The organism is Nocardia lijiangensis NBRC 108240, from assembly GCF_001613045.1.
Classification (GTDB): Bacteria; Actinomycetota; Actinomycetes; order Mycobacteriales; family Mycobacteriaceae; genus Nocardia; species Nocardia lijiangensis.
The window spans coordinates 54,515-66,035 of sequence record NZ_BDBP01000056.1 but is presented as its reverse complement, the minus strand read 5'-3'; the positions used below and the strand labels follow the sequence as shown (position 1 = coordinate 66,035).

The 11,521-nt window shown below is 67.5% G+C and carries 11 protein-coding genes and 1 pseudogene; 5 read left to right on the top strand and 7 right to left on the bottom strand.

What is annotated here, in order from left to right; genetic code table 11:
* Window positions 1–1,769 (top strand): LCP family protein (locus tag NL1_RS21415; protein WP_084510827.1); only part of this gene is annotated, 1,769 nt, incomplete at its 5' end.
* Between the two features lie 204 nt (window positions 1,770–1,973).
* Window positions 1,974–2,636 carry a phosphate signaling complex protein PhoU gene (gene phoU / locus NL1_RS21410; RefSeq protein WP_067842058.1) on the top strand — a complete coding sequence of 221 codons (663 nt, stop codon included), beginning with the start codon at window positions 1,974–1,976 and terminating at the stop codon, window positions 2,634–2,636.
* A gap of 678 nt (window positions 2,637–3,314) precedes the next feature.
* On the opposite strand, the pseudogene NL1_RS40425 reads toward phoU, so the two are convergent.
* A pseudogene (locus NL1_RS40425) lies at window positions 3,315–3,447 on the bottom strand (transposase); the annotation flags it as partial.
* 17 nt (window positions 3,448–3,464) lie between these two features.
* On the opposite strand from NL1_RS40425, the gene NL1_RS37770 reads away from it, so the two are divergent.
* Window positions 3,465–3,722, top strand: coding sequence for a hypothetical protein (locus tag NL1_RS37770; protein ID WP_156094975.1), 258 nt, complete (start codon window positions 3,465–3,467; stop codon window positions 3,720–3,722).
* Window positions 3,723–3,733: 11 nt separating this feature from the next.
* On the opposite strand, the gene pstB is transcribed toward NL1_RS37770, so the two are convergent.
* The 6 genes from pstB to NL1_RS21375 form a co-directional block, all read right to left on the bottom strand.
* On the bottom strand, window positions 3,734–4,510 hold the full coding sequence (gene pstB / locus NL1_RS21400; protein WP_067842047.1) for a phosphate ABC transporter ATP-binding protein PstB: 777 nt from the start codon (window positions 4,508–4,510) through the stop codon (window positions 3,734–3,736).
* 18 nt (window positions 4,511–4,528) lie between these two features.
* Window positions 4,529–5,434, bottom strand: coding sequence for a phosphate ABC transporter permease PstA (gene pstA / locus NL1_RS21395; protein WP_174553448.1), 906 nt, complete (start codon window positions 5,432–5,434; stop codon window positions 4,529–4,531).
* On the bottom strand, window positions 5,434–6,405 hold the full coding sequence (pstC, locus tag NL1_RS21390) for a phosphate ABC transporter permease subunit PstC (protein ID WP_156094974.1): 972 nt from the start codon (window positions 6,403–6,405) through the stop codon (window positions 5,434–5,436). Before pstC ends, pstA begins: the two co-directional genes overlap by 1 nt.
* A gap of 88 nt (window positions 6,406–6,493) precedes the next feature.
* Window positions 6,494–7,606, bottom strand: a complete 1,113-nt coding sequence (gene pstS / locus NL1_RS21385; protein WP_156094977.1) for a phosphate ABC transporter substrate-binding protein PstS — start codon at window positions 7,604–7,606, stop codon at window positions 6,494–6,496.
* 448 nt (window positions 7,607–8,054) lie between these two features.
* A complete protein-coding gene (gene mshD, locus NL1_RS21380; protein WP_067842041.1) occupies window positions 8,055–8,954 on the bottom strand; it encodes a mycothiol synthase in 900 nt (299 codons plus the stop codon).
* A 136-nt stretch (window positions 8,955–9,090) separates the two neighbouring features.
* Window positions 9,091–9,852: a winged helix-turn-helix transcriptional regulator gene (locus tag NL1_RS21375; protein WP_067842039.1), complete on the bottom strand. Its 762-nt coding sequence runs from the start codon at window positions 9,850–9,852 to the stop codon at window positions 9,091–9,093.
* A 184-nt stretch (window positions 9,853–10,036) separates the two neighbouring features.
* Between NL1_RS21375 and NL1_RS21370 the strand changes: the two genes are divergently transcribed.
* Window positions 10,037–10,849 (top strand): LmeA family phospholipid-binding protein, encoded by an 813-nt coding sequence (locus NL1_RS21370; RefSeq protein ID WP_067842037.1) that lies wholly within the window; start codon window positions 10,037–10,039, stop codon window positions 10,847–10,849.
* Complete coding sequence (locus NL1_RS21365; RefSeq protein WP_067842035.1) at window positions 10,846–11,295, top strand: thioredoxin family protein; 450 nt, start codon at window positions 10,846–10,848, stop codon at window positions 11,293–11,295. Before NL1_RS21370 ends, NL1_RS21365 begins: the two co-directional genes overlap by 4 nt.
* Window positions 11,296–11,521 lie beyond the last annotated feature (226 nt).

The window sequence follows — 11,521 nt, the reverse complement described above, 5'->3', positions numbered from 1 at the left end:
CGTCCGCCGTCGTGGACGACATCACCGGCGCGACACCCGCCGCCGCGCCGCGCCGGGCCGCCGAACCGGCCGAGACCGCCGCAGAGGTCACCGACGTACTACCGCCGCTAGCCGAACCGCAGGCCCCCGAGCCCGCGACCACGAAGTGGCCGACGACCGAGTCCGCCGCGACCCCCAACCCCGCGGCCAAGACCGCCACGAAGCCCGCGGCGCCGCCCAAAGCCGTCGGCTCCCCGCCGCTGTCCCGGCTTGCCGCTTCGAAGCAACGGCGCAGCCGGCGGGCCAAGACCGCGGGCCGGGTGGCCGCCACGATGTTCGCGGTGCTGGTGCTGCTGATCACCGGCGGCGGCTGGAGCTACATGCGGTCGGCCACCAACAACTTCACCCAGGTCTCCGCCCTCGACGTGAACTCAGAGGACATCGTCGATTCCGGTGCCCAGCTCGGCGACGAGAACTACCTGCTCGTCGGCACCGACACCCGCGCGGGCGCCAACGGCCAGTTGGGCGCGGGCACCGTGGAAGACGCAGAGGGATCCCGCGCGGACACCACCATGCTCGTGCACATCCCGAAGGCCAGGAACCGGGTCGTCGTCGTGTCATTCCCTCGCGACCTGGACGTGACCAGGCCCAAGTGCAACGGCTGGGACGGCGAGAAGGAGACCAAGGAGACCTTCCCCCCCGCCATGGACGGCAAGCTCAACGCCGTCTACGCACTCGGCGGCCCGAAGTGCCTCGTCAGCACGATCCAGCGGCTGACCGGCGCCTCGATCAATCACTTCATCGCCATCGACTTCGCCGGATTCGAGGCGATGGTCGACCAGATCAACGGTGTCGAGGTGTGCGCGACCAAGCCGCTGATCGACGACGTGCTCGGCACCATCCTGGAACAGCCCGGCCAGCAGCGCATCAACGGCGAGACCGCGCTGAACTATGTTCGCGCCCGGCATGTTTACGGCGAGGAACGCAGCGACTACGACCGCATCAACCGGCAGCAGCGCTTCCTGGCCTCGCTGCTGCGCGGCGCGCTGTCGAGCAGGGTGCTGTTCGATCCGGGCAGGATGAACGGTTTCATCGAGGCGTTCAGCAAGCACACCATGGTCCAGGGGGTCGATACCAACGACCTGCTGATGCTGGGACGCTCGCTGCAGAAGATCGACGCGGGCACGGTCACCTTCATCACCGTTCCGACCGCGGGCACCACGGCCTACGGCAACGAGATCCCGCGCGAATCCGACATCAAGGCGATCTTCAAGGCGATCCGCGACGATCAGCCGCTGCCGGGCGAGAAGCCGACCGTCCAGGACGACGCACCCGCTCCCGCCCCGGCCGCGCCGACGCCGTCGAAGTACACCGCGGTGGATCCGTCCACGGTTTCGCTGCTGGTCTCCAACGGCTCGGGCTACGACGGCCTGGCGCGCACGGCGGCCACCAAGCTCGGCAACCAGGGCTTCACGATCTACAACGTCGCCAACTATGTCAGCGGCACGGCCGCCACGACCAAGGTCCGCTACGGTGCGGGGCTGGAGGCCGAGGCCGCCACGGTGGCCTCGGCGGTCCCCGGCGCGACCATCGAGGCCGCCGACGACCTCGGCGGTATCGTCGAGGTGGTCGTCGGCGCCGACTCCGCCAACGGCGTCACCGTGAAGGCTCCGACCCCGGTCGGCGATGTGATCAGCAACGTCGCGACGAGCACCGCCACCGAGTCCGGCCCGGCCGTTCTCCCCTCGGACCTGGAACACGTCAACGCGGCCGACGAGATCTGTAAGTAGGCGATCGGCGGGACCACCTCGGACGTGCCCGCCACCACCTCGCCGAGTGCGACGCCGCTCACGTTGCCTTCGGATCTGGAGCACGTGAACGCCGCCGACGACGTCTGCGAGTGAGTCCGGCGCGAGCTGTGGCGACGCGGTGAGCACCGGGGATTCACCCTCCGTTGGTGACTTGGACAGCGCCGGGAACTAGTGTCTGGTTTCATGCGTGTCATCTACAACGAGCAAATGGCCGATCTCGCCCACCTGCTGGGCGAGATGGCCGGCCTCGCGGGTACGGCCATGGACCGGGCCACCCAGTCGCTGCTACAAGCCGATCTGGCGCTCGCGGAGCAGGTGATCACCGAGTCCGACCGGATCGCCGAAATGATCACCGATGCCGAGGAGAAGGCGTTCGCCCTCCTCGCGCTCCAGGCGCCGGTCGCGGGTGATCTACGCCAGGTGGTCAGCGCCATCCAGATCGTGCAGGACGTGAACCGGATGGGTGCGCTTGCCCTGCACGTGGCCAAGGTCACCCGCAGGCGCCACCCGAACCACGCGCTGCCGGAATCGGTGAACGGCTACTTCGCCGAGATGGGCCGCATCGCGGTGAACATGGGCGCGGGCGCCAAGGAGGTGCTGGAGACGCGTGACCCCGATCGCGCCGCCCAGCTCAACCAGGACGACGAGGCGATGGACGATCTGCATCGCCACCTGTTCACCCTGCTGATGGACCGGGACTGGAAGTACGGCGTCGCCGCGGCGGTCGACGTCACCCTGCTCGGCCGCTACTACGAGCGTTTCGCCGACCACGCGGTGGAGATCGGCCGCCGGGTGATCTTCCTCGTCACCGGCGTGCTCCCCGCGGACCCCGACACAGAAGCCTAGAACGCGCCGCCCGACGCGCACTGCTGCCGGGCAACAGCAGAGGGCACGCGCGGATCACAGACTCTCGGCCCCGGCGGTGCACGCCGGGGCCGAGCCATTTCCAGCTCGATTCAGTTCCTCGCACACTCTTCACCCGCTTCGCAGACGTTGCAGCCTCTGCGAACCGTATGAACCCTGTGCGAGGACGTAGCGGCGGTCGGCGGCCCGGCGTGCCAGGCGGTGCAGACGCCAAGGGCCCGCACGATTTTCGTGCGGGCCCCCGAACCGATCGTTGGACTGTTGGGTTATGCGCCGACGGCTTGCCAGTTGTCGACGGCGCAGATCACAACAGCAGCCGGGTCACTATCTGACGATCCATCCGTACCGGCCCTGGCCGTATGAGAAACAAATCCACTTCGTCCCGCCCTCAGAGCGAATGTTGCCGACAGTATGCGCATTGCAAGGCGCGTTTGGCACAGCCTCAGCTTGCGGGGCAAGCATCGCGGTGGCCAAGATCGTGGCCACACCGACCAACGCACCAGAGAAAAATCGTACTGTCATCACGAATCCTCTTTCGCTTCAATAGATTCCACAGAGGTTTCGCCATTCGAACCCCCCCTTGCTCCACAGCCTACCGAACCATGCTGGAGGAAACAATGACTCGAGCGCACCTTCCGCACCCGTTCGCAAGGGATCCTCGGCCGGGATAGGTGCGACGCCCGCACAGCCGCGCGAACGCCGCTTCGGAGTTCAGCCGATCGGGGTTGTCACCGATCGAAATGAGAAGGGCGGCAGCGGTATCCGGCCCAAGGGCGAATACCTCGGCTCTGGCGTGAGGAGGGCTTGCAGGTGCGCGAGCACTCGCCCCGCAAGCGTGCCGGGACCTCGATCGCGCCCATGGTCGAGGCGGATGCGTCGAAGGTGGTGTGGGCGTCGGACTTTCAGTTCGACTCCACCGCCGACGGCAAACTGTTGGAAAAGGACCTGTACGAGTTCGGCAGGTCGGCCTCGAACTCTGCGTTGAGGGCCAGGGCTGCAAAGACAAGGCCTGCCCAACATGTTGAGCAGGCCTTGCGATGCCAATCGCCAAAAGTAGGCGAGGCGTGACCGGGAAGTGATTACCCGAAGCGGCCGGAGATGTAGTCCTCCGTCGCCTTCTGGCCCGGGTTGGAGAAGATCTTCTCGGTGTCGTCGATCTCGATCAGCTTGCCCGGCTTGCCCTGGGCCTCCAGGTTGAAGAAGCCGGTCTGGTCGCTCACGCGGGCGGCCTGCTGCATGTTGTGCGTCACGATGACGATCGTGAATTCCTTCTTCAGCTCGGTGATCAGGTCCTCGATCGCGAGCGTGGAGATCGGGTCCAGCGCCGAACAGGGCTCGTCCATCAGCAGCACGTCGGGCGAGACCGCGATGGCGCGCGCGATGCACAGACGCTGCTGCTGACCGCCGGACAGGCCGCCGCCCGGCTTGTCGAGGCGGTCCTTGACCTCGTTCCAGAGGTTGGCGCCGCGTAGCGAGCGCTCGGCGACCTCGTCGAGCTCCTTCTTGTTGCGCACGCCCTGCAGCTTCAGCCCGGCCACCACGTTGTCGCGAATCGACATGGTGGGGAACGGGTTCGGCCGCTGGAACACCATGCCGATGGTGCGGCGCACGCCGACCGGGTCGACGGTGGCGCCGTAGATGTCCTCGCCGTCCAGCAGCACGGCGCCCTCGACGCGGGCGCTCGGGGTCACCTCGTGCATGCGGTTGAGCGAGCGAAGCACGGTGGACTTACCGCAACCGGACGGGCCGATGAAAGCGGTCACGCTGCGCGGCAACACCGTGAGCGCGACATCGGCAACCGCGTGGAATTTGCCGTAGTAGATGTTCAGGTCTTTGACGTCGATGCGCTTGGCCATCTGAATATCCGTTCGCTTCTATCGGTTCCGCGTGAGCAGCTTGTTGACGCCCGCCGCCGCCAGGTACAGCAGCGCGATGAGCAGGATCAGCGTCAGCGCCGCACCCCAGACTCGTTCGCGGCCCGCCGCTTCGGGGTTGGCCAGCTCTTGGTAGATCAGCAGCGGCAGCGAGGCCATGTTGCCGTCGAAGAGATTGGTGTTGATCGACTTCGAGTAGCCGACGAGCACCAGCACCGGCGCGGTCTCGCCCATGACGCGGGCGAGGGAGAGCAGCGTGCCGCTGATCATGCCGGGCGCGGCGGTCGGTATGACGATCCGCACGATGGTCTTCCACTTGGGAATGCCCAGCGCGTAGGAGGCCTCGCGCAACTCGTCCGGCACCAGCTTCAGCATTTCCTCGGTGCTGCGCACCACCACCGGGAGCATCAGCAGCACCAGCGCCAGCGACACCGCGAAGGCGCTCTGCGGGGCGCCGAGCGTGGCGATCCACAGCGCGAAGATGAACAGCGCCGCGACGATCGACGGCACGCCCGCCAGGATGTCGACCATGAACGTGGTGACCTTGGCGAGCCTGCCCCTGCCGTACTCGACCAGGTAGACCGCGGCCATGATGCCGAGCGGCACGGCGATGATCGCCGCGACCGCCGACTGGACGATGGTGCCGTAGATCGCGTGGTAGACACCGCCGCCGAACTGATCGGGCAGGATGCCCTTCTGCGACTTCTGCCACCAGTCGAGGGAGGCGATCGCGCTGATGCCCTTGCTGATCACCATCCACAGCACCCAGCCGAGCGGCACGAGCGCGATGGCGAAGCAGGCGGTGACCAGGCCCGTGGCGAGCTGGTTCTTCACCCGCCGCGCGGTGCTCACGTGCCGGAAGGTCGGGGCCTTGACCGGCTGGTCGAACTTCGTCAGCGTTGCCATCAGCCGTTCACCTTTCCGCCTGCCGCGAGCCTGGCCAGCGCGTTGACCACGAAGGTCAGCGCGAACAGCACGAAGCCCGCCGCGATATAGGCACCGGTCGGCAGCGGCGAGCTGAATTCCGATGCCGCCGAAGCGATCTTGGAGGCGAAGGTGTAGCCGCCGTCGAACAGCGACCAGCCGCCCGCCTGTGCCGAGGTGCGCAGCACGACGAGGACCGCGATGGTCTCACCGAGCGCGCGGCCGAGGCCGAGCATCGAGCCCGCGATCACACCGCTGCGCCCGTAGGGCAGCACCGTCATCCGCACGACCTCCCACTTGGTCGCACCGAGCGCCTGCGCCGCCTCGATGTGCGAGACCGGTGTCAGGTGGAAGACCTCACGCGAAACCGACGTGATGATCGGCAGGATCATCACCGCGAGCACAACGCCCGCGGTGAAGATCGTGCCGCCGTAGCTGGAGAGATTGCCGTCGGCGAACAAGAAGAACCAGCCGAGGTTCTCGTTCAGGAAGCGCTGCACCGGCTCCAGTTCCGGAGCCAGCACCAGGAAACCCCACAGACCGAAGACGATGGACGGCACCGCGGCGAGCAGGTCGACCAGCATCGCGAACGGGCGCGCCAACGTCTTCGGCGCGTAGTGGGTCAGGAACAGCGCGATGCCGACACCGATCGGCACCGCGATCGCCAGCGCGAAGACCGAGCTCAGCACCGTGACCATGAGCAGGTCACGGATGCCGAACCGGAGGTCGTCCGCGTTGGTGGTGCTGAACTCCGTGCTGGTGAAGAAGTTCACCTGGTCGGCCCTGAGCGAAGGCACTGCGCGAATCAATAGGAACAGCGCGATCAACGCGATGGACGCGACGATGATCGCGCCCGCGGCCGTCGCGAGCGAGCGGAAAACGACCTCGGCGCGTTGGCTGTGGGGCGGACGGCTCTTCACCGGGGCCGGCTCGGTGTTCGTATCACTCGGCATCTGCGCAGTATCTCCAGCCGCCGACGGGCCCGTCGAGTCCGACGAGCCCGGTGCGGTCACCTCAGGGTGCACGGTCATGGTTATGCGATCAGGAGATGGCGTTGATCGCGGTGGTCAGGCGGGTCTTGAACTGCTCGGGGATCGGGATGTAACCGCCCTCGTCGAGGCCCTTCTGGCCGTTGGTCACGGCGGAGGTCAGGAACGCCTTGACGGCCTTGCCGGTCTCGGCGTCGCTGTACTTCGAGCACACGATCTCGTAGGTCGCCATCATGATCGGGTAGGAGCCCGCGGCGGTCGGCTTGTAGAACGAGCTGGTGTCGAGGACGAGGTCGTTGCCCTCACCCTTGATCTTCACGCCGTCGATGGCCTTGCCCGCGGTCTCGACCGACAGCTTCACCGGGTCCTTGCCCGCCGAGGTGACGATCTGCGAGACGGAGAGGTTCTGCGACTTGGCGAAGGACCACTCGTTGTAGGTGATCGAGTTCTTGGTGCTCTTGATCGCGGCCGAGGTGCCCTCGTTGCCCTTGGCGCCCTCACCGACACCGCCGTTGAAGGTCTTGCCCGCGCCCTTGCCCCACGCGCCGTCGGAGGCGGCGTCCAGGTAGAGCTGGAAGTTGTCGGTGGTGCCCGACTCGTCCGAGCGGAAGATCACGGCGATCTTCTCCGACGGGAGCTTGGCGTTCGGGTTGAGCGCCTTGATCTCGGGGGCGTCCCAGGTGGCGACGGTGCCGTTGAACACCTTGGCGGCGGTCGGGCCGTCGAGCACCAGGTCGGTGACGCCGTCGATGTTGTAGGTGATCGCGATCGGGCCGAAGACGGTCGGCAGGTTCCACGCCGGGGCGCCGCAGCGCTCCTGAGCCTTGGCGGGCTCTTCCTTCTTCGAGCTGAGCGGGGAGTCGGAGCCGCCGAAATCGGTCTGGTTGCCGATGAACTCGTTGACGCCCGCACCGGAGCCGCTGGAGGTGTAGTTCAGGGTGTAGCCGTCGCAGTTCGCCTCGTAGGCGGCGATGAAGCGCTCCATGGCGTTCTTCTGGGAGGACGCGCCACTGGCCTTCAGCGACTTCTTGCCACCGCAGGCGACGCTGGAGTTGGCGGCGTTGCTGGGATCGCCGGTGGTGTTGTCGTCGCTGCCACAGGCGGCAAGTGGCATGGCGACGGCGGCCAGCACACCGACAAGGGCGCTGCTGCGCTTGAGATTCACTATTCCTCCGGGAATCGCGTCCGACACGCCCGGTCCCTCACCGGCCCGGGCGGGTGTTGTGGTGCCGTTCGCGGGGAACTTGCGCACCAGGCAGCAGCTGCACTGCCCTTAAGTAACGTAAAGTCGCCCGGTTGACAACGGGACCAAGCTGAGTGAACGCGAGGTGAACACACCGGCGCGATTGCGTCTGTTTTGTGTGACATTTGCCGCAGCTTCACTGGACGGCCCCGCCTGGTCACTTTCGCGCCACATTTCGTTGGGGTGCCGTCCGGATTGCGTCACGCGTTTCGGGAGCTTTCGTACGCGATTCCGACGGGCGAGACCTGCCCTGGGTGGCGGTCTCACCTGGACTCGTCGGATTCGGGTTGCCGTGGGGCGTGGGCGACGTCGAACGCCCCGATACGGGCAAGGCAGGCACCGGCGTTCACCTGGACTCGACGGATTCGATCTACCGGGCGGCGTAGGCGACGTCGACGTGAGCGGTGGTGAAGCCGAGCCGGGTGTAGGTGTGGACGGCGGCGGTGTTGTCCGCTTCCGTGTAGAGCAGGGCCTCCGGGAGTCCGCCGTCGCGCAGGTGGTGCAGGCCCGCGAGGGTGAGGAGACGGCCGAGTCCGCGGCCCTGGGCGGCGGGATCGATGCCGACGATGTAGACCTCACCGACCGGGGGATGCTCCTCGTGGTGCACCTTGGTCCAGTGGAAGCCGAGAATGCGGGCGGGCTCGCCGGCGTCCGTGACGATGAACAGGCCCTTCGGGTCGAACCACGGCTCTGCGCGACGGACCTGGACATCGCGCTCGGTCCAGCCGCCCTGCTCGGGGTGCCAGTGGAACGCGGCGTTGTTCACGCGGAGCAGTTCGGCGTCGTCGGCGGAGCCGGAGTAGGTGCGCAGGACGAGCCCGTCCGGAACCGTCAACTCCGGTAGCTCGGGAGTTGCCAAAGGACGTCGCATCTGCCACAACTCGCGCGCGGTGACCAGGTCGAGCCGGGCCGCGATCGCCTTGGCCGCGGGCCGATCACCGTGCGCCCACACCCGCGCGCCCGGCCCGCCCTCCGCCAGTGCGGCGCGCACGAGTTCGGTCCCTGCACCGCTCCCGCGTGCATCGGGATCGACGGCGACCTCCGTCATCGCGGGGTGATCTCCGTGCGCAGGAACGAGATTGGCGTATCCGACGATCGTGCCCGCTCGCTCGGCGAGCACATGCCGCGCCGCGCCCTTCTCGTCCAGCGAGAGCACGGCCTGCTCGGAGACGGGGGCCACGCCGTCGGCGGAGGTCGCCCGCCCGAGCAACTCGCGCACCGCCCGCGCCGTGCCGGCATCCAGCTCGTCGGCCCATCGCACGTCGACCATGTCCTGCCCCTCTCCCGTACGGCGTCGCCAAGTACGCCACTGCGCGACACCAACTCGACGCCGCTCTCGTCGAAGTCTGTCAGCGCAATAGGCAACCGTGACATTCCGGGGCCAGCGGTACGCGAGCCGCTACGACCTACTGCGCCGAGCCGTTGAGCGGCGTGAGGGTCGAGTCGTCGCCCTCGGTGTCGTCCTCGGGGAACGTGACGGTCTCGCCCTTCGTCGAGTTGCGGGCGGGGCGGACCGCCTTGTAGCCGACATTGCGCACCGTGCCGATGAGCGATTCGTATTCGCTGCCGAGCTTGGCGCGCAAGCGGCGGACGTGCACGTCGACGGTGCGGGTGCCGCCGAAGAAGTCGTAGCCCCACACCTCCTGCAGCAACTGGGCGCGGGTGAAGACCCGGCCCGCGTGCTGGGCAAGGTATTTCAGGAGCTCGAACTCCTTGTAGGTGAGGTCGAGCGGGCGGCCGCGCAGCCGGGCGGTGTAGGTGCCCTCGTCGATGACGAGTTCGCCGAGGGTGATCTTGCCGGTGTTCTCGGGGCTTGCCACGCCGCCGTTGCGACCGACCAGCAAGCGCAGCCGGGCGTCGAGCTCGGCGGGGCCGGTGCCGGGCAGCAGGATGTCGTCCAGTCCCCAGTCCGCGTTGACCGCGACCAGCCCGCCCTCGGTGAGCACGGCGACGACCGGCACCGACGAACCGGTGCTGCCGAGCAGTCGGCACAGGCCGCGGGCGGCGGCGAGATCGGTGCGGGCGTCGACAAGTGCGACATCGGCGGTACCCGCCTCGAGCAGTGACGCCACCTCTGTCGGTGCGGGCCGCACGTTGTGCGCGAGCAGCGCGAGCGAGGGCAACACCGACTCCGGGTTGGGGTCAGAGGTCAGCAGGAGCAGCTCCACAAGCCCTCCTCCCATCTCGTAGCGCCGGGCAACAGCAGCATCGCCGGAAGCCACATCGCTAATCACAGGTAATCGAGTGCAAGATTAGCGCGTCAACCCCGATGACCTCGCCATCCGGGTGACCGATATGCCCGGGACGAGACCCTCGCGACCCGAAATGCGCCCTCGCATTACTGTTCATGGCATGCGCAAGCTGATCATCGGGCTGCTGGTTCTCGCGGGTTTGGCGGTCGTCATCGATTTCGGTGCCGCCGCCTACTCGGAGTACCGCGTCTCGCGCACCCTGCGCGAGGGGGCCGATCTCAGCGCCGACCCCGAGGTGACCATCCACGGCTTCCCGTTTCTCGGCCAGGCCCTCGACGGCCGGTACCAGAGCATGGTGATCCGCGCGGCCGTGGTTCGCCCCGACATTCCCGGCGAGATCTCGGTCGACGCGACGCTCACCGGCGTCCGGGTGAGCATGAGCGACCTGGCCGACGGCAACGTGCGCAAGGTGCCGGTGGAGAAGGTCCAGGCGGCCATGCGCATCGAGCCGGTCGAACTGGGCCGCCTGTTCAATATCCCCGACCTGCAAGTGCATTCGCGCCCGGCGGACAAATCCGACGGGACGGGCGGCTCCGGCGGCACCGGCATGACCACCGAGGGCGCGCTGGTGCTCACCGGCACGCTGCCGGGCAGCACCGCCCAGCCCGGAAAGTCGGGTGCGCAGAACGGCGACAAGGTCGCGGTGCAGGCCGAGGTGATGCTGGACGGCGACCAGGTCAAGGTCGTCGCGACCGGCTTCTATCGCAGCAGCGACACCGATCTGACCACCACCGCCGTCGTCTCCGAGGCGGACCGGCCCGCGGTGCTCGCGCGCTTCACGCGCACTATCGATACGAAGGACCTGCCCTTCGGTGTCCGCCCGACCAAGGTGTTCGCGCTGGGCGGGCAGATCTTGGTCGAGGGCAAAGGAGAGAACGTGACGATCGACTTGGACCAGCTGCAGAGACCATGACCGAACTCACACTTCTCGCTCTCGTCCTGATCACCGCACTCGCCGTCGGGCTGGCGCTGCGCGGCCGCCACGGCAAGCTGCGCGCGGCCGCTCCCACCGCAGTGACCGGCTCCGCGCGCGCCGCGCTACTCGCCGGGGTGGGTGTGACCGGCTCCGGTCCTGCCGTGCTGCACTTCTCCGCCGACTGGTGCGGGCCGTGTGCCGCGGTTCGCCGAGTGGTTGCCGGAGTCGCGACGGACTTGGCCGAGACGCCGCGCCCGCCGCAGGACATCGAGGTCGACATCGATGCCGAACCCGCGCTCGCCAAGGAACTGAACGTGCTCTCGCTGCCGACCACGTTCGTCTTCGACATCGAAGGCCGGGAGCGCTTCCGCATCTCGGGCGTGCCCAAGCCGGGCGATCTGCGCACCGCGTTGGCCCCCTTGACGGGGCAAAACCAGTCGTAAAGCCGCTGGACGGCGACTGTGACGTACCCCGGGTCCAATTCTCCGTTCCAATTGGGTAAACTGCCTTTCGTGCAATCCGACCACGAGCTGATGCTCACCCGACGCCGCACAGTGGATCTGTGTCGGCTCGGTGGTTGTTGCTGCCTGTGCCGCTGATCGGTCGGCTGTCCCCGGAATTTCCTGACGCCGACCGTTGCCCGCCGCGCGAGTGATCACACGATCCCCC